We start from the raw sequence: 18,324 nt of genomic DNA, 5'->3' as shown, positions 1-18,324 counted from the left end.
CGCCCAGCACTGTCATGCCGTTGCGCTTGCCATGACTGATCTCATCGAGGGGCCGCCAGGCCTGATCCGGTTCGAAATCACCGCGGACGACATGAAGGCTGTCGAGCCACGAGGCTGAGATACAGGTGACGCCGTTGTCCCCCGACGCCGGGAACAACGGCTCCCGCCTTGGACCGTAACCATGCCGCCGCCGTCCGGACCCGTCGTGGCTCTCACGACGGGACAGCGGCTGCGGTGTGCGACTCGTCGGTCTCCGGCTCCTGCGGCGGATCACTGAGCTGCTCGCGCAGGTAGTTCCAGACCACCGCGATCAGCGCGGCTACCGGTACCGCGAGCAGACTGCCCACGACGCCGGCCAGACTGCCGCCCAACGTGACCGCCAGCAGGACCACCGCCGCGTGCAGGCCGAGCCCGCGGCTTTGGATCATGGGCTGGAACACGTTGCCCTCGAGCTGCTGCACCACGACGATGATCGCCAGCACGATCAGCGCGTCCGTCAGGCCGTTCGAGACCAACGCGATGAGCACCGCGACCAAACCGGCGAACAGGGCACCCACGATCGGCACGAACGCGGAGACAAAGGTCAGCACCGCCAGCGGGAGTACCAGTGGAACCCCCAGGACCCACAGGCCGAGGCCGATGAGGACGGCGTCGAGCAGGCCGACGAATGCCTGGGAACGCACGAACGCGCTCAGAGTGTCCCAACCGCGCGCGGCCACGATCGGGACGTCGGTGGCGAGCCGGCCGGGCAGCTGGCGGCTGAGCCACGGCAGGAACCGCGGGCCGTCTTTGAGGAAGAAGAACATCAGGAAGAGCGCCAGGACGGCAGTGACCACGCCGTTGACCACGGTGCTCACCCCCGTGACGACAGTGGTGACCATGCTGCCGACGCTGTTTTGCATGCGGGCGACCGCGGCGTCGAAGGCTCCTGTGATCTGGTCGTCGCCGATGTTCAGCGGCGGCCCGGCGGCCCACTCGCGCACCTTGTGGATGCCTTCGACCACACCGTCGGTCAGCTCGCCGGACTCGGCCGCCACCGGCACCGCGATCAGCGCCACGATGCCCGTAGCGACCAGGAGGAACAGCACGGTCACCACCGACGCGGCCAGGGCGGGACGCCACCCGTGCCGACGCAGGAAACGAGCCAGGGGCCACGTCAACGTCGTGAGGAACAGGCCCACTATGAGCGGCCAGACGACCGACCACATCCGGCCCAGAACCCACAGGGCCACCGCAGCCATCACGAGGACCAGCAGCAACTCAACGGAGACACGCGCCGATGCGTGGAGGGCGGCGCGGGTTCTCGTGGAACTCAACGTGGGAGACATAGGATCAGCCTATTAGTACTCCGTTCACGCTTCGCTATCGCTACTGTTCAGGGGCTCCTTTGCGGGTTGGCGGTGGTGTCGCCAGCCGTTGCATCGCGCTTGCTTCATAGCGCAGAGATCAAGCTTGGTGCCCGACCACCGTGCCCAGCACCCGTTCCACCGGGAAGTAGCCCGCCTGGCGCGAGTCGTCACTGTTCATCGGATTGTCGCCGAGGAGGACGAGTCGACCAGGCGGCACCATGTGGTCCGCTGACGGTCCAGGGCCGGCACGCGGTCCAGCGGGCTGGGTCGCCGGGGACCGCCCCACGCGTTTGATGATCCACCGCCGGGCCGCCACCGCGCGGGACGAGGCGGCGCGGTGCACCGACGGCAGGTGCCGGCTCACGGCCGGCACGGGGCACTCCAGCACGACCACCCGCCCCACCGCGATCCGGCCGCCGCGGTGTACGAGGACCCGGGCACCGGCCTCGCACACCGGTGCCATGCTGCTGCCGCGCACGGTTACCCGGACCACCGTGTACCGCAGCAGCACGGCGACGCCCGCCAGGCTGAGCGCGGTGGCGGACACGGCCCAGTACCTACGGCGCGCCACCGGCGGCCTACTTCCTCGATACCGGGCCGACTGTCCTCCACCCGGTAGCCGGACGCCTGGAGGGCGAACAGCCGCGCGTACTCTCCGCCCGCCGTCATGAGGGCCGCGTGGCTGACTCGTTCGACGACCTGTCCTGCCGCCAGCACCACGATCAGGTCGGTCTGTTCCCCCCAACTTCCGCCGGAGGTCCGCCATGTGACCACCCCTCCCCCTGCAGCGGTCCGCGCCGGCGCGTTCGCCGGTGCCGGCGCAGGCTGCGGAAGAGTCCGTCCCCCACACCGTGCACCGAAACCGGCCGCCCACCGGCCACGGACCGGAGGGAGGCGTCAGGCCGTGGCTAAACCGTCCAGCTTTCCGGACTTGGCATCCTCGACCAGCGACGAGAACTGATCCGCACTCATCTGCACGCGCTGCCCGAAGTCGTCCGTGAGAACCACGCGGCGCTCTACCGGAGCAGCGGAGTCGACGAACAACTGCGGACAGCCGCAATTGCAGTTTCCACAGAACGTCGCCACGGGCTCCAGGCCATCGATGTCGCTCATCGTTCACAACCCTTCGGGGCTTGGGGGCGCTCACGGGTGTGACCGCCGGGACTGACCCGGGGATACCCCCGCTCGCGCGCCGCAAGTCTCCGAAACGGATGCTCCATGTCACAGCAACTCTCCGGAACTCACCCTCCCGCTCGGCCGACTGCTGAGGTGGAACGGCCGCTTCCGTCGTACGCGCCCGGCTACTACGTGCCGCTGCTGCGCGCGGTTCCGGACCTGAGCACCTCCACCCGTCCATCCGTAAGCCACCAAAAGCCCCTGCTGGCACCAAGGAGTCACCCCATGGCCCAGAAGCGCTACAACGTCACGGGAATGAGCTGCGAGCACTGCGCGGCGAGCATCACCGAAGAGGTCTCCGACGTGCCCGGTGTCAGCGAGGTCGTCGTCGACCTCGCCGCGAACGCCGTCACCGTGCGCGGCGCCGACCTGGACGACGAACTGGTGCGGGCCGCCATCGTCGAGGCCGGGTACGGCGTCGGCGAGCCGACGGCGGCCTGACGTCGATAGGTGCCGCGACCCGGCGGAGAAAACGGGCCGCGGCACCCGTCGCAAGCAGCCGGCGGGGCCGCCCCTCAGGAGGCGGGCATGAGCCGGACCGGCCACCGGCTCACGCTTCCGCCGCCGCGGCCAGGTCCTCTCCCACCACCCCGTCCGCCGGGGCCCGGTGGTCGAAGGCGATCAGCGGATCGCCGGTCAGCGGGTGGTCCACCACTGCTGCGCGCACGCCGAACACCTCGGCCAGCAGGGCAGGGGTGAGCACCTGCCGCGGCGGGCCGGAGGCAACCACGGTGCCACCGTGCAGAACGTGCAGCCGGTCGCAGACGGAGGCGGCCGCGTTGAGGTCGTGCAACGACACCAGGGTCGTGCGGCGCCGGGCGCGCAGCAGGGCGAGCAACTCCACCTGGTGTCGTACGTCGAGGTGGTTGGTCGGCTCGTCCAGGACCAGGACGTCCGGGTTCTGGGCGAAGGCGCGGGCCAGCAGGACGCGTTGGCGTTCACCGCCGGACAGCTCCGTGAACCGGCGGTTGGCCCGGCCGTCCATGCCGACCTCGATGAGGGCCCGCGCGATCGTGTCGCGGCCGGTCGCGTCCTCCCCCGTGAACGCCCGCTTGTAGGGGGTGCGGCCCATCGCGACGACCTCGCGCACGGTCAGCTCGAAGTCGCCGCCCCGCTCCTGCGGCAGTGGGGCCACGTGGCGAGCCGTCTGAACGGGGGTGAGCTCGCGAAGGTCGGTGCCGGACAGCAGCACTCGGCCCGTGATGGGTCGCAGATGCCGGTAGACCGTGCGCAGGAGTGTGGACTTGCCGCTGCCGTTCGGCCCGACCAGGCCCGTGATCTCGCCCTCGGCCGCGAGCAGATGCGCCCCCGCCACGACCGTACGGCCACCGTACGCGACGTGCAGGTCTTCGATGTCGATCCTCAACTTCCGTTCCCCAGCCGCCGGTCCAGCAGATACAGCAACGCCGGAGCGCCGATCAGCGAGGTGACCACACCGACCGGCAGTTCCTGCGTGTCCATGGCGGTACGGCACACGATGTCGACCACCACCACGAGCAGCGCGCCGAACAGCGCGGAGACCGGCAGCAGGCGGCGGTGGTCGCCGCCGACGAGCAGGCGGCAGGCGTGCGGGACCATCAGGCCGACGAAGGCGATGGCGCCGGAGACGGCCACCAGGACGCCGGTCAGCACGCTGGTCACCAGGAACAGCTCTCGGCGCAGTCGTACGACGTCGATGCCGAGTCCGGCCGCCGTCTCGTCGCCCATCAGCAGGGCGTTGAGTCCCCGGGCCCGTGCCTGGAGCAGCAGCAGAGCGGCCGGAACCGTCACTGCGGGGACGGCCAGTAGCGGCCAACTCGCCCCGCTCAGGCTGCCCATGAGCCAGAACAGGACGCTGTGCGTCTGCTGCTCGTCCCCGGCCTGGAGCACCAGATAGCTGGTGAACCCGGACAGGAATGCCCGATCGCCACCCCGGCCAGCACCAGCCGCAGCGGCGCGAACCCGCCGCCCCGCCGGGCCACCGCCCACACCAGGGCGAAGGTCAGCAGAGCTCCCGCGAACGCCGCTCCCGACAGCCCGAGTCCGAGCACCCCGCCCGCCCCGGCACCGAGTACGATCGTTCAGACGCGTTGCCATCAGCGCCGTGCGTTCCGCCGCGGCTCGGCTGGGCGCGTGCTGCGGGGCACTGGCCCCGCCAGACGACATTCACCCCGTGACCGGGGAAGGGGCCCTGTATCCAGTTGGTCATGCGAGCACCCTAGGCTCGGAGACTGACAGCCGAACGCCGCTCCCGTTCCTGGGACGCCGACACCGGAACGACACCGCGAGGATGCGTCCCCGACTGCCAAGCGTGCAGCCAGTCGTTCTTGAGGCTCGTGGGTCGGCCGCCGCCGCATTGGCGCGTTGCACTTCTTACTGCGTCCACGAGCGCTCGAGGCCGCGCCCACCGCCCGCCTCCCGGCCGGCGCGGTCCCGGTGACCGCGCCGGCCGGGAAGACAGCCGCCTATCGGCGGGCGTCCACCACTGAGCGCAGCTTGCCGCTGGTCGGGCTGCGGTCCAGGGACGAGCCGTCCACCGCCTCGATCGTGAGGTCGAGCAGCCGCTCCTCCACTGCCGCGCGCAGCTCGGGGTAGCCGGCCAGGAAGGCCTCCCGCAGCCGCTCGGGGGCCGGTGTGCCGGAGCGTTCGACGCGGACGGTGAGGTGTTCGCGGGTGTCGGGAGCGGTGAGCAGGATCTGGAGTTCGCCGGTGTAGCGGCCCTGCTCCTCGGCTATCGCCACGAAGCGGCGGTGATTGAGCAGATACGTGGCCACGCGCATCACGTCCCCGGTCCTGCCGCGCAGTTCGAAGCGGGGGGCGTGGCTGCCGCAGGGGCAGCGGCCGGGGACGATCCGGCCGAGGTCGCCGATGACGTAGCGGCCGAGGTTCTGGCCGCGCCGGGCGTGCGTGGCGAAGACCAGGCGGCCGGTCTCCCCCGGCGCTACCGGCCTGTCGGAGGTGATGTCGAGGATCTCCATCGTGTGCAGGTCGGCGTGGAGGTGGTGGACGCCGCCGGTGCTCTCGGCGCACTGGTAGCCGAGCGGGCCCAGGTCGGTGCTGCCGTAGGTGATGGAGCGGACGACCTCGATGCCGAAGGTGTCCTTCAGGGTGCGCTGCTGTTCGGCGGTGAAGTGCTCGCCGCCGTAGAAGATCTTCCGGAGGCCGCCGTATGCGCGCAGAGAGTCCTTCTCCTCGTGCAGCAGCTGCCACAGGTAGGAGGGCATTCCGAAGAGAGTGTCCGCCTGGTGGGCGATCAGAGCCTGGGCCGTGGCCCGGTGGTCGGGGCCGGCGGACAGGGGCAGTTGGACGCCGCCGAGACGCTCAAGGATGGAGAAGAAACTGATGAAGCTGCCGTACATGCCCCCGCAGTAGAAGAGGTTGGCCGTGCGGTCCGCCACCGGGTCGTAGCCGGCGGCGAGCAGACCGCGGGCGGCGGCGTGCATCTGGGTGTCGTAGTCGTCGTAGCTGAAGAGGGACAGTGCCGGGGCGCCGGTGCTGCCGCCGCTGCGGAAGTACAGCTCGGCATCGGCTCGTGCGACGTGGCGGTTGAGTTCCTGGACTTCTTCCTTGCCGAGCAGCGGCCCGCCGGGCGGCGGGAGGACGACCGGGCGGGCCAGGTCGTCCAGGCAGGCGGTGGTGGCAAAGCGGGCGTCGGTCTGGACCGCCACGCGGCGGCTGTAGCGCTGGAGCGCGTAGACGCCGTCGTGGGGCTCGCCGGGGTAGCTGGCGAGCATGGCGCCGATGGGCGTGATGCGGGTGACGCCTGCGGCCAGGACGGTGCGGGAGAGTTCGGCGATGTCGATGCGACTGCCGGCGATGCCCGCGGTCTGCAGGTAGCGGCGCATGGGCCGCAGTGCGCCGAGCAGTTTCTTGCGCGGCAGCGGCTTGATCCACACGCTGCGGTGCAGGGGGGAGGCGGTGAGGGCGGGCCTGGTGTCGGCCATGACGCGCCAGGAACCGTCGGGGGCGGCGAACACCCGGGTCAGGTCGAGGTGTTCCTCCAGTCGGGCGATCAGCTCGGTGGTGGTCAGCTCGGCCTGTTCGGCGGGGTCGAGATCATGGCCGTCGGGCGGGGGCGCGGCGGCGGGCCGGGTGGCGAGCACGCCGGCGAAACGCTCGGCGAAGGCGAAGACGTCCCGCTCGTCCTCGGTGTCGAGGTAGACCACCTGGGGGCTGGAGCAGGCCTGTTGCTCGTACAGGCACACGTCGGCTGCCAGGGCGCCGAGCGTGTCCGGGTCCTGCCAGGCGTCGCGGGTGAGGTAGGCGAAGGAGATGCGGTGGCCCCACTCCACCAGGCGGCAGCCGGGCGGGACATGGGCGGCGACCCCTTCGACGGCGCTCTCGCCGCCCCAGACGGCGATGGCGTCGGCGGGTGCGCACATCAGGCGCAGCCACTCCTGCCGGGAGGAGGAAAAGCGCAGCACGACGACGCGGTCGGCGATGGCGCCGGTGGGGTCCAGGGCGGCGAGCTCGGCCAGCAGATGCTGGGTGAGCAGGGTGTCGCCACTGCTGGTCTTGAGGATGTTGACGTTGCCGGCGAGCAGGCCCTCGACGATGCTGAGCGGGGCGACGGTGGCTGCGTTGCCCGGGGCGATGTGGGCGACCAGGCCCACGGGGGCCCATGCCTCGTAGACGGTCTCCCGTGCGTCGGGGCGGTTCAGCCGGCCCGGTGCGGCGCCGCCGAGTTCGCGACGGAGCTTGCGGGTGAGCTCGGTCCGGCTGAGATGGGCGGCGAGTTCGGTGAGGACGGCCGGGTCCTCGCCCTCGGGCAGGTGGCGGGCGAGCCGGGTGCGCACCGGGTGCTCCGGGGCGCGCAGGACGGTGGCCAGGGCGTCGCAGGCGGCCAGGACGGTCTCGGTCTCCAGCGGGGTGCCGAGGGCGGCCTCGACTGCGGTGGACAGGCCGGCCAGACGGCGCCCTGCCTCCTCGTCGCCGATGAAGGCGCCCTGCCAGTAGTGGTGTTCGTGGGTTTCGGCGGGGTGGTGCACGGTCACGACATTCCCTTCATCAGTTCGGCGGCGGCCACCGCGCAGCTGCGGTTGCGACTCACCCCGGCGCGGCCGTGGACGGTGAACCAGTCGGTGGTCAGCTCGCATCCGCACGCGTCGCCGGGGTGCAGGGAGGCGAGGTCGCCCATGAGGACGCTCTGCGCCGGTACGGAGGTGATGTAGGGCGAGACGAGGTGCAGGTAGCCGATCTCGCCGTACGGCAGGGGTTCGAGGGTGCGGGTGGAGCGGATGGCGACCCGGGACCAGACGGGGGCGTGCAGGCGGTGGTGGTCGCATTCGATGTACGGGATGCAGTGCTCGACGGATCCGAAGGTGTCACGGATGCGCTCGCCGGGGATGCCGAGCTGCTCGGTGACGCGGGCGTACAGCTCCTCCTTGCCGATGCGCCGGTCGGCGTGGCCCTTCCAGCCGCCGCCGAGGACGACCAGCGAGCCCTCGGGCAGGCCCAGCGGCGGCAGCCCCATGGCGCTCATCCGCTCCAGGGTGAAGAAGAGGAAGGCGGGAAAGCCCAGGATGCGGACCGGGGCGTCGTCCCGCTCGAAGCGGCGCAGCGCGGCGACGCAGCCGAAGGGGTCGAACTCGTGGTCGTTGCCGGTGTTGCGCAGCGCGTACTCGACGGTGCGGGCCGGGGCGAAGTCGCAGAGGTAGTTGTCGGTGAAGGAGGTGCCGAGATTGAGGGCGGGGGCCGGCTCGTAGCTGTAGAGGAGGTAGTTGACCTCCTGTTCGGGGGTGATCCAGCCGTTGCGCTCGAAGATCCGGGCGACCATGCGCTGGGCGGAGCGGATGGTCCAGTTGTCGAAGAACATCTGCGACTTCTGGCCGGTGGTGCCGGAGGAGGTCAGGTGCAGGTCGACCTCGTCGCGCGGGATGGACAGCACCTCGTGGCGCTTGAAGAAGTTGGCGTGCACCAGCGGGGCGCGGTACGGCTGCGCGGGCTCTGTGGCTTCGTACAACGAGCGGAAGAACGGGGAGCGTTCTGCGTGCCAGGCGTTGGTCTCCGCCATGGCCGCGGCGAACAGTTCGTCCTCGGCGGGCCCGCAGGTGTACGGGTCGGCCAGGTCGCACAGTTGCTGCACGTGCGGCAGGAGGGAGGGGTCGGGGACGCCGACCGGGGCGAGATGGGGGTTCATGAGGCAACCTCGAGTGTGGGCAGGTAGGTCGACGCCCAGGCGGACAGGTAGCAGTCCAGGTAGGGCTGGAGGGGCGGTTCGACGACCACGCCGCGGAAGTCGATCTGCTCGGTGGAGCGGGAGAGGACGACGTAGTCGTGGAAGCCGTCGCCGTCGGCGCGCATCGCCGGGTAGAGCGCGCCGGCGACGAAGCCCTGGGCCAGGAAGGCCGAGAGGGCTCCGTGGTGCGCCAGCGGCACCAGGGCCTCCACATAGCCCGCGCCGGCCCGGGTCAGGGCCTGGGTGACGGGTTCGAGATAGGCGGCGGCAGCGGCGGGGTCGGGGTGGGCGGTCAGCAGCGAGCAGTACCGTCCGGTGCGGTTGAGGTACGCGTAGACCTCGAACCGCCCGTCGTCGGGGGTGAGCAGCACGTTGGGTGTGTGCAGCGGGTAGAACCAGCCGCCCGCGTCGGGGAAGCGCTCGCGGAGGCGGCGGCGGACGAAGGCCGGAGCCTCGATCATCTCCAGCTGCTCGGCCGGCCCGTGCGCGGCCGCCGGGAGCGGGTCGGTGGCGCGGGTGCCTTGGTAGCTGATGCCCAGGCAGCTCTCAACTGTCCGCAGAAGCGGGAGCAGTGGGGCGGGCGCCTCGGGCACGGGGACGCGGCGGTCCAGCACACCGGCGGAGTGACGCGCGTAGAGGGCGAGGCTCTCTCGGCTGCTGAGATCTACCGCGTTGGGCAGGATGCCCAGCGGGCGGAAGCCGTTGCGCGCGACGACGCGCTGCGGGCCGGCGCTGACGGTGCGGACCGTGGCGTACACCGAGTCCAGCCGCCCGGTGTCCAGCATCCCGGCGCACAGGGCCCCGGTCAGCGTGGCGGCCAGTCCATCGGACCTGTGGTCCGGGTGCACAGCGAGGCCTTCCAGGCGCCCGATCCGGCTGCCCGGCTCGCCGTGGATGGCCGCCGACGCGGCCAGCGCTCCGGTGTCCGGGCAGCGGGCGACGAGCCAGAGGGAGTGCGGGTCCTGGATGAGCCGGGCCATCTCGGCGGGGTCGGTGCCGAGCGCGGCGGGGTAATGGGGCCCGTAGACGGCGTAGTAGAGCTGGCGCAGTTCGGCGATGTCCGCGTCGGCAGCCGGGGCGATCCGTGCGTTCACCGCTCGCCTCCGACAGGTTCGGGAGTACGGTCGGCCGCAGGCCCGGTCGCGGCCTCGGCGGTCGGCCGGTCCGCGGCCGGCTCGGGGGTACGGGCACCCAGCAGGGCCAGCGCGCAGGCGGCGGGCACCAGGCCGGCGGCCTGCACCAGGCACAGTGTCTGCGCCGAGAGGTGGTCCCCGGCGAGTCCGAACAGCAGCGAGGCCACCGGGAACGTGGCCCCCAGCACCGCCTGCATCACGGCGAAGAAACCGGGCTTGTCGGCGGTGGGCACCAGCCGCTGGAACAGGGCCACGAAGCGGACCCCGATGACCCCCACGCACCAGCCGGCCACGGCGAGGCAGCAGGAGATGACCAGCCGCTGCGCGACCAGGCCCGGGAGGGCCAGGGCGAGGGCCATCAGACCCAGGCAGTACGCGCCGGTGACGGTGGGCCGGCCCGGCACCCGGGTGCCGGTGGAGGAGCCGATGAGCGTGCCGGCGCCCAGGGACGCCTCCAGCAGGGCCACGGTGCCGCCGCCGTCACCCAGCACGTTCCGGGTGTAGAGCGGAATGACAACGAAGACGGCGGTGGTGAAGAGGTTGGCCGCGGCGAAGCAGACCAGGATGCGGCGGACGTACGGCAGTTCCCGGAGGATGCTGCGGAGCGTGCGCTTCCGGGGTGTTGCCGCCTCACCGGCGCCGCCGTCGTTTTCGCCGTGCGCGGCTGCGGTACGGAAGCGCACACCGGCGATGAGCAGCGCGGCCGCGAGGTAGGCGGCCGCGCACCCGGCGGCGAGCCCGGCCACGCCGGCCCGGTCGACGATCAGGGCCCCCAGCAGGGCCCCGCCGAGGCCGGCCAGGGACTGGGTGGACAGCTCGAATCCCGTGGCCGTCTCGATGTCCTCGTCGTCAACGAGTTCGGGCACCGACGTGGTCAGGCAGGGGTCGAAGAAGGCCTGGCACGCGGCCAGGGCGAGGGTCGCGCCGTAGGCGGCCGCCAGCGGCAGGTCGCTCGACCAGGCCCAGACGGCCAGCGCGGCAGCGGCGGCGCCCGCCAGCGCGGCGGCCGCCCGCAGGACGGAGCGGTGGGCGATCCGGGCGACGGCGCGGGCCACGACGGGAGCGAGGGCCACGGCGGGCAGCGAGCTGACGGCCATGAACAGCCCGGAAGCCAGTCCGCGCCCGTCGTCGACGGCGTAGGCGACCAGCCACCAGGAGACGCCGACCTGGAACATGCGGACCGCGGCCTGGGTCAGGACCTGGCCCAGCCAGACGGCGCCGAAGGCGCGGTTGCGCAGGACGAGCGGCAGGCGACGGCCCTCGTCGGCACGGGTGTCGGGAGTGGCGCTCATGCGGTCGGCCTCTCGTCGAGGACGCGGACGAGCTTGCCCGAGCGCGGGTTGACGGCGAGGTCGCGGTGGCGCGCCCATTCCACGGACAGCGGGTGGACGAAACCGGCGCGCACGCTGTCCGGATACAGCGGCCGGGCCGTCTCCAGTTCCGTGACGACCCCCTTGGCGAGCGGCTCCAGGCCGGCCGGGTCGTCGTCGCCCGGAGCGGTGGCCAGCCGCAGCACCAGACCGTCGCGGCCGTCCCAGCGGCGGACGACCAGCTGCATGCCGACGACACGGCCGGCGGTGTCCGCCGCGGCCACGGCGTCCTGCGCGTCCTGGGAGTACAGGGACACGGGCCCCACGCGTACGCCTTCCTCGGCGCGGCCGAGGATGCGGAAGTGCCGGGCCCGGTTGTCGGTCCACTCGGCGCGGTCGCCCGCGGGGTAGCGGATGACGGGCATGAGGCGGCGGAACAGGCTGGTCACCACGACCCGTCCGGGCCGTCCGGGTTCGGTGACGGGCTCGTCAGTGGTGTCGTCGAGGATCTCGACGACGGAGTGCGGGGTGAAGGCGCGGTGCACGCGGGGGTCGGAGCCGGGCACGGGGCGGCCGAGCAGGCCGGCGTCGACGCTGGCGTAACCGACGGAGCGGGCCTCGGCGTTGGGGAATGCGGCGGCCAGCAGGCGCCGCTGGTCTGCGAAGAGCGCCTCGCCGCCGAACAGGACCAGCTCCACGGCGTCGAGCCGGACGCCGGAGGAGATCAGGTGCTCGGCCAGCCGGCACAGGGTGGTGGGCGTGCCGGCCACGACCTCGGCGGCGAAGTCCTGCAGGGTGGGGACCGTCGACTCCAGCGGCGCGGCGCCGCCGATGGGCAGCCGGACGTTGTCGACCGGGGCGTGGGCGAGCGAGTCGAGGATGAACAGGAAGCTGGCGTAGAGCTCGCCCGCGTAGAAGAGGTCGGCGACGCGGTGCCCCGGGCGCAGCCCCGTGTCCAACAGGCCCTGGCCGAAGGCGGTCACGAAGGTGCGCCATTCGTCGCGGGTGTAGACGGAGAACTTGGGGGCGCCGGTGGTGCCGCCGGTCTTGTAGACGGTCGCCTCGCTGAGAGGGCCGGTCAGGACGCGGTTGTCGTGCAGGGTGTTGGCCGACCAGAACTCCTGCTGGTCCACGACCGGGAGATCGGTGAGGCGGTCGGCGTCCGGCGGCAGGGACGCGTAAAGGTCTTGGTAGAAGGGTGAGTTGTGACGGACGAAACGTATGAGGTCCGATAGCTGATGGGCGGACATGCGGCCTTTGCCTAGGTGAACGGAACGGAGCGGGAGTCACCGCGGCATGGCGAGATCATGAGCTCGCCGCCTGCGGGATCGATCGACCGGTGTACGGGGGAACCCCACGCCGACGCGCGCCGGAAACTGACGCGCAGTCACGATCATGGGACATTCTCGCGCGAATCGCAAAATCGACCGCACATCTCTCGGCCTTCATGGCCAGGAACAGCGATTCTTGTGGTGGCACTCGCTGCGCCGGCCGGTGTGCGACTGCCCAGCCCCAGCGCCCGGCGCCGCGCCGCAGGCGAGCATCGCGGCCACCTTGGTCCCGCCCTCCACCTTGGCGAGAATCCGGTCGGCCAACGCCGCGACAGCAGCCCCGCCCCGAGGGATCCCGCGGCGTTCAGCCTCGTGCCGGGCCTTGTCGACTCGGGCCGGGTGGCCCATCCAAGGGCAGACAGGCAAGGCGAATCGCATGATCGGAAATCGGCCAGGAGTGTCCGGCCGATTGTGCACAATCGGGAGTCTCGCGCGCCGTTCTCTCGCGCCCGCCCCCTCGGGGCACGGCGAGTCGGACAGCGCGGGTCCTCCGCGATTCAAGTGCGACGGACCGAAATAACATAGGCGCTTCCGCTTTCCGAGGCAGCGTCAGATCGGCATGCCGCCGATACCTCCCCGCCATATTCGGCCGCCAATTTCTGGCCATCACGCACGGCAATCCTCCATGAGCGACGAGTGGTGATCATCACAGGCTCGCAGCGTGAGACCTGCCCGAGCGGTGCGCTAACGTCATCGGGCAGCGCACCCCGATGTCCGGGATTCCCCGAAGCGGGACCAGGCCGGATCGGCAAAGAAGCCGAATTCATTGAGGCCGTCATCGGAAATAACACGGCACGGGTAGAGGTCGCCTGACGTCTATTCACTTTCCACCGAGCCGGTGTGCCGTATGAACGAGAGACCATCAGGAGAGGTTTGTGCACAACAGTCGCTTAGAGTCCATCGGGGCATATCTCCCCTCGGCGGTCATGACTACTCCGGAACTCCTCACCCGCATGGAGAAAACACCGGAATTCGACCTCTTCAAGATCACCGGAATGGCCGAGCGCCGCGTCGCGGACGACACCACCGACGTCCCCGAGGACTGCCTCACGATGGCAGTCTCGGCAGCGCGCGACTGCCTGGACCGCTCGCGTTACGCTCCGGACGAGATCGACGTCGTCATCTCCTGTTCCATCAGCCGCACGACAGACGGCCGACGCCAGCAGTTCGAGCCGTCGTTCGCCCATCGCATCGCCCAGGAGCTCGGCGCGACCAGCGCCATTCACTTCGACGTCTCCAATGCCTGCGCGGGCATGATGACCGGCGTCTATCTGCTGGACCGGATGATCCGCTCCGGTGAGGTGCGCAACGGCCTGGTGCTCAGCGGGGAGCACATCACCCCGATCGCCTTCACCGCCGCGCGCGAGATGGAAGACAGCCGGGACCCCCAGTTCGCGTCCCTCTCCGTCGGCGACTCGGCAGTCGCCGTGCTCGTCGACCGCGCCACCGACGACGCAGACGTCATCCACGACATCGAGCTGATGACCTGCTCGGAGTACTCACACCTGTGTCTGGGCATGCCCAGCGACGACACCGGCGACCTGGCGATGTACACGAACAACCAAGTGATGCACGCCGAGGACCGCCTCTCGCTGTGGCCGACCTTTCACCGCGACAAGCTGGCCGACGACGGTCGTCGATTCGCCGACGAGGGATACGACTTCGTCGTCCAGCACCAAGTCGGCAGCCGGTTCATCGACTTCATGAACAACGTGGGAGAGAAAATCTTCGGCACACCGATGCCGCAGTCGCTGTCGGTCGTCGAGAAGTTCGCCAACACCGCGACCACATCCCACTACCTGGTACTGCACCAGGCACTCGCCGAACGCCGAATACCCAAGGGATCCAAGATCCTCCTGGTGCCCGCCGCCTCGGGTGTGGTGACCGGTTTCCTGTCCGCGACCGTCTCCTCCCTGGAGGTATGACATGGCCACCGTCATCACCTCCACCGCACTCAGCCCGGCCGACGACGCCGGCAGCGCGATCGGATACGCGGCATCGGCCGGCAGCGCCTGCCTCCAGCAGGCCGGGCTCTCGCCCGCGGACGTCGACGTTCTGATCAATGTCGGCGTCTACCGCGACTCCAACATCTCAGAGCCCTCCGTCGCCGCACTCATCCAGAAGCGCATCGGCATCAACCTGGACTACCTGCATGACATCGACAGGCAGGCCGCGTTCTCGTTCGACCTGATGAACGGCGCCTGCGGTGTGCTCAACGCCGTCCAGGCCGGCGGTTCGCTGCTGGCAGCCGGCAGTGCCCGCCGGGTGCTGGTGGTCTCGGCCGACACGCACCCCTCGATGGACCCGACCAGGGCGGGCACCGCCGAGTTCCCGTACGCGAGCACAGGCGCGGCACTGCTGCTGGAGCGCAGCGACGACGCCCGGGGCTTCGGCCGGGTGCACCACCGGTCGCTGCCGGGCTCGCACGGCGTCAACGGATACATATCGCTGAACGAGGCCGGCTCCGAGGGCCGGAACACCATCGCCGTCGACCGCGACGGCGGCGTACTGGAGCGGATGCTCGATCTGGCCATCGACTCGGTGCACGGCGCTCTGGCAGCCGAGTACGGCACGGATGCCGCTGCGGCGGGGGCCGCCCTCGACCGCACGCTGCTCATCACCTCCCAGCCGTCGCCCGACTTCGCGTCCCGCCTCGCCAAGCGCCTGGGCCTGGCAACCGATGCCGCCGTCACCGTCGAAGGCGTCAAGGGCGACCCGCACACGTCGGCACTGGCCTACGGCTTCCGACAGGCACAGGACGCGGGCAGGCTCGCGGGCCATGACCGGCTCCTCTTCCTCGCCGTCGGCGCGGGGCTGAGTTCGGCAGCCTCGCTCTACGACCTGACCGGCGACGCCGAGGGAGCCGCGCGCTGATGCCCGGCACGACGACCGGACTGCGCCGGGACGCGTTCCTGGCCGAACTTCTCGCCTGGCACGCCGCCCGTACGCCCGACAAGGCAGCCGTCATTCATCCGGACGGCCGACTGGAGCCGGCCGGCCGGCCCGGCTACGCCTCGGTCGACTACGCCGAGCTCGCCGCCAAGGTCTCCATGTGCGCCGCCGGTCTCAAGGGGCACGGCATCGCCCGCGGTACCCGTACGGCCCTGCTGGTGACTCCTGGGGCCGACCTGCTCACCCTGGTCTTCGCGTTGATGCACATCGGCGCGGTACCGGTGGTGGTCGATCCCGGCATGGGGCTGGGCCGCATGCTGGACTGCATCCACCGGGTGGGTGTCCAGGCCTTCATCGGCGTACCGTCCGCGCACATCCTCCGGCGCCTGCGCCCGCGTGCCTTCGCCGGAGTGCAGAGCGTGATCAAGGTGCGCCAGAAGAACGGCACCGGACTCGAGGAGCTGACCGCCCTCGGCGCAGGCCTGCCGCACCTTCCTCCGCTGGAGCCCGGACCGGACGATCTCGCGCTGATCGGCTACACCACCGGCAGTACCGGCCCGGCCAAGCCGGTCGAGATCACCGTCGGCATGCTGCAGGGAATGGCGCACGGCGTCGAGAGCGGTCACTTCACCGCCGACATGACCACCACTCTTCTCACCCTGCCGCTGATGGGCGTGTTCGACCTCGCGGCGGGCCGCACGGTGGTGGTGCCGAAGATGAACATGGGCCGGGTCGGCGCCGCCGATCCCGCGCTGCTGACCGACGCGATCCAACGCTTCGATGTGAACGCCATGTTCGCCTCCCCCGCACTGCTGGGCCCGCTCTCGGCCCATCTGGCGGAGGCCGATGCGCGGGTGCCGTCACTGCGCATGGTCGTCTCCGGTGGCGCTCCGGTGAGCCCCGGGCTGATGAGCGCGCTGCGCGCCGTACTGCCCGGTGAGGCACGCGTGTTCAGCACCTACGGGTCGACCGAAGCGCTGCCGATGGCACTTGTCGAGAGCAGGGAGGCACTGGCCGGGCCGGCCGACGGCCCGGCCGAGGGCATGGGTGTCTGCGTGGGCCGGCCCGCACCCGGCACCTCGGTGCGCACCATCGAGGTCAGCGACCGGCCGGTCCCCCGCTGGACGCCCCACCTGCCCGTGGGAGAAGGCGAAATAGGCGAGATCGTTGTCAGCGGCCGGGCGGTCAGCCCCCGCTACTTCCAGTCGTCCCAGGCAGATGCCGAGCACAAGATCCAGGACGGCGAGCGTCGTTGGCACCGCACCGGTGACGTCGGATGGATCGACGGTGAGGGGCGCATCTGGTTCTGCGGACGCAAGAGCCATCGCGTCCGCACCTCGGGCGGCGACCTGCACACGGTGCGCTGCGAAGGCGTCTTCACCCCCCATCCGCAGGTCAAGCGCACAGCGCTGGTGGGTTTCGGCCCGCACGGAGAGCAACGACCCGTGCTGTGCGTCGAGCTCGAGCCCGGCGCCGAGCGGCACTGGCCCAGCATCGAGAGCGAGTTGCGCGCCTTGGGCGCGAACAAGGCGGTGACCAAGACGATCGACGACTTCCTGCCCCATCCCGCCTTCCCCGTGGACGTCCGCCACAACGCCAAGATCCGCCGGGAACTGCTGGCCGGCTGGGCCGAGGACCGGCTCACCGGAAGCCGCCGCCCGTCCGGCGCCGACCAGGCGCTGCGCGCCGTCCCGCTGCTCGGATGGGCCTACCTGGCGGCCTGGCCCCTGCTGCCCTGGGACCATGCGGCGCTGACCGCGCTGTGGTGGGTCGACGCCTTCCTCAGCGTCGTCGTCCATGCCGTCCAGATACCGTCCGCGCTGCGCGCGGAGCAGGAACTCGCCACCGGGCGCAGGCCATGGGCGACGGCCGCGCTCACGATGGTGTTCGGAGCCACGTGGTGGCGTCGGCGCAGCAGCAAAGCGAAGGGTGTTGCCGCGTGAAGACACTGGTGACGGGCGCGTCCGGGTTCCTGGGCAGCCATATCGTCGACGCCTGCGTACGCGTCGGCGACGAGGTGCGGGTACTCGTACGCGAAGAGAGCGATCTGAGCCATCTGCGCACCGTTCCCGGTGTCGAGTTCGCATACGGAGATCTCCGCGACGCCGCCTCCCTGCGCCAGGCGATGGACGGCATCGACGTGGTGCACCACAGTGCGGCCCGGGTCACCGACAGGGGTACCCGCGCCCAGTTCTGGGACGAGAACGTCGCGGGCACCGAACGCCTCGTGTCGACGGCCCGGGCAGCCGGCGCACGACGCTTCGTGTTCATCAGCAGCCCCAGCGCGCTGATGGGCATTCGCGGCGGCGACCAGCTCGACATCGACGAGAGCGAGCCCTTCCCCGCACGCCACCTCAATCTCTACTCGGAGACCAAGGCCGCCGCGGAACGCCTCGTGCTGGCCGCGGACCGTACGGACTTCACCACCGTCGCACTGCGCCCCCGGGCCGTGTGGGGTCCGCGTGACCACTCCGGCTTCATGCCGCGGCTGATCGCGAAGATGATGACGGGGAGCCTGCCCGATCTCTCCGGGGGCAGGCGGGTGTACGCCTCGCTGTGCTACTGCGAGAACGCCGCCGACGCCTGTGTACGGGCGGCGCGGGCCGACGGAGTCGGCGGCCGGGCGTACTTCATCGCCGACCAGCAGCCGGTGGAGATCTGGAGCATGCTCGCCCTCCTCGCCGAGCGGTTCGGCGGCAAGCCCCCGACCAAGCAGGTCTCCCACGGCCTGCTGCGCGCGCTCGCGTTCACTGCGGACATGGTCTGGAAACTGCCGCCGCTGGCCGAGCGCTCCTCGCCGCCGCTCTCCCGTTACACGCTGGCCCTGTTGACCCGTTCCGCGACGTACGACACGTCAGCGGCGCGGCGGGATCTGACCCCGCCACTGGTGGACCACGACGCCGGGATGGCGCGGCTGGAAGCGTGGATCGACAGCATCGGCGGCGTCAACGAGTTCGTCAGGAAGGTGAAGTAGTC

14 protein-coding genes and 1 pseudogene are annotated in these 18,324 nt (G+C 70.8%); 5 read left to right on the top strand and 10 right to left on the bottom strand.

Annotation, left to right across the window (positions count from 1 at the left end):
* Nucleotides 1–212: 212 nt before the first annotated feature.
* The 3 genes from OG883_RS39115 to OG883_RS39100 form a co-directional block, all read right to left on the bottom strand.
* Complete coding sequence (locus tag OG883_RS39115; protein ID WP_266551706.1) at nt 213–1,328, bottom strand: AI-2E family transporter; 1,116 nt, start codon at nt 1,326–1,328, stop codon at nt 213–215.
* A gap of 118 nt (nt 1,329–1,446) precedes the next feature.
* Complete coding sequence (locus OG883_RS39110; protein WP_266551704.1) at nt 1,447–1,920, bottom strand: S26 family signal peptidase; 474 nt, start codon at nt 1,918–1,920, stop codon at nt 1,447–1,449.
* 326 nt (nt 1,921–2,246) lie between these two features.
* Complete coding sequence (locus OG883_RS39100; protein ID WP_266551703.1) at nt 2,247–2,462, bottom strand: hypothetical protein; 216 nt, start codon at nt 2,460–2,462, stop codon at nt 2,247–2,249.
* Between the two features lie 288 nt (nt 2,463–2,750).
* Here OG883_RS39100 and OG883_RS39095 point away from each other — a divergent pair, with 288 nt between their 5' ends.
* Nucleotides 2,751–2,966, top strand: coding sequence for a heavy-metal-associated domain-containing protein (locus OG883_RS39095; RefSeq protein WP_266551702.1), 216 nt, complete (start codon nt 2,751–2,753; stop codon nt 2,964–2,966).
* Nucleotides 2,967–3,075: 109 nt separating this feature from the next.
* Here OG883_RS39095 and OG883_RS39090 read toward each other — a convergent pair whose 3' ends face one another.
* The 7 genes and pseudogenes from OG883_RS39090 to OG883_RS39060 form a co-directional block, all read right to left on the bottom strand.
* Nucleotides 3,076–3,891, bottom strand: coding sequence for an ABC transporter ATP-binding protein (locus tag OG883_RS39090; RefSeq protein ID WP_266551701.1), 816 nt, complete (start codon nt 3,889–3,891; stop codon nt 3,076–3,078).
* Nucleotides 3,888–4,582, bottom strand: a pseudogene (locus OG883_RS39085) (FecCD family ABC transporter permease); the annotation flags it as partial. The gene OG883_RS39090 and the pseudogene OG883_RS39085, both read right to left, overlap by 4 nt.
* Nucleotides 4,583–4,969: 387 nt before the next feature.
* Nucleotides 4,970–7,498 carry an acyl-CoA reductase gene (locus OG883_RS39080; protein WP_266551700.1) on the bottom strand — a complete coding sequence of 843 codons (2,529 nt, stop codon included), beginning with the start codon at nt 7,496–7,498 and terminating at the stop codon, nt 4,970–4,972.
* The gene (locus OG883_RS39075; protein WP_266551699.1) at nt 7,495–8,643 is read right to left on the bottom strand and encodes an acyl-protein synthase; all 1,149 of its coding nucleotides are present in this window, start codon (nt 8,641–8,643) and stop codon (nt 7,495–7,497) included. The genes OG883_RS39080 and OG883_RS39075 overlap by 4 nt, the downstream gene beginning before the upstream one ends.
* Nucleotides 8,640–9,776, bottom strand: a complete 1,137-nt coding sequence (locus OG883_RS39070; protein ID WP_266551698.1) for a GNAT family N-acetyltransferase — start codon at nt 9,774–9,776, stop codon at nt 8,640–8,642. The genes OG883_RS39075 and OG883_RS39070 overlap by 4 nt, the downstream gene beginning before the upstream one ends.
* The gene (locus OG883_RS39065) at nt 9,773–11,107 is read right to left on the bottom strand and encodes an MFS transporter (protein WP_266551697.1); all 1,335 of its coding nucleotides are present in this window, start codon (nt 11,105–11,107) and stop codon (nt 9,773–9,775) included. The genes OG883_RS39070 and OG883_RS39065 overlap by 4 nt, the downstream gene beginning before the upstream one ends.
* Entirely contained in the window at nt 11,104–12,375 is a 1,272-nt protein-coding gene (locus OG883_RS39060) for a phenylacetate--CoA ligase family protein (protein WP_266551696.1), read from the bottom strand. The genes OG883_RS39065 and OG883_RS39060 overlap by 4 nt, the downstream gene beginning before the upstream one ends.
* 1,007 nt (nt 12,376–13,382) lie before the next feature.
* Between OG883_RS39060 and OG883_RS39055 the strand changes: the two genes are divergently transcribed.
* From OG883_RS39055 to OG883_RS39040, 4 genes are read left to right on the top strand one after another with little or no spacing between them, the layout of a single operon-like run.
* Nucleotides 13,383–14,381, top strand: a complete 999-nt coding sequence (locus tag OG883_RS39055; RefSeq protein ID WP_266551695.1) for a 3-oxoacyl-ACP synthase III family protein — start codon at nt 13,383–13,385, stop codon at nt 14,379–14,381.
* Nucleotide 14,382: 1 nt separating this feature from the next.
* Nucleotides 14,383–15,330 carry a hypothetical protein gene (locus tag OG883_RS39050; protein WP_266551694.1) on the top strand — a complete coding sequence of 316 codons (948 nt, stop codon included), beginning with the start codon at nt 14,383–14,385 and terminating at the stop codon, nt 15,328–15,330.
* A complete protein-coding gene (locus tag OG883_RS39045; protein ID WP_266551693.1) occupies nt 15,330–17,291 on the top strand; it encodes a fatty acid CoA ligase family protein in 1,962 nt (653 codons plus the stop codon). The genes OG883_RS39050 and OG883_RS39045 overlap by 1 nt, the downstream gene beginning before the upstream one ends.
* Nucleotides 17,288–18,322 (top strand): NAD(P)-dependent oxidoreductase, encoded by a 1,035-nt coding sequence (locus tag OG883_RS39040; RefSeq protein ID WP_266551692.1) that lies wholly within the window; start codon nt 17,288–17,290, stop codon nt 18,320–18,322. The genes OG883_RS39045 and OG883_RS39040 overlap by 4 nt, the downstream gene beginning before the upstream one ends.
* Nucleotides 18,323–18,324: the final 2 nt, after the last annotated feature.

The organism is Streptomyces sp. NBC_01142 (genome assembly GCF_026341125.1).
GTDB lineage: Bacteria > Actinomycetota > Actinomycetes > Streptomycetales > Streptomycetaceae > Streptomyces.
The sequence above is the reverse complement of the archived record's forward strand: the minus strand, read 5'-3'. Positions and strand labels throughout refer to the sequence as shown.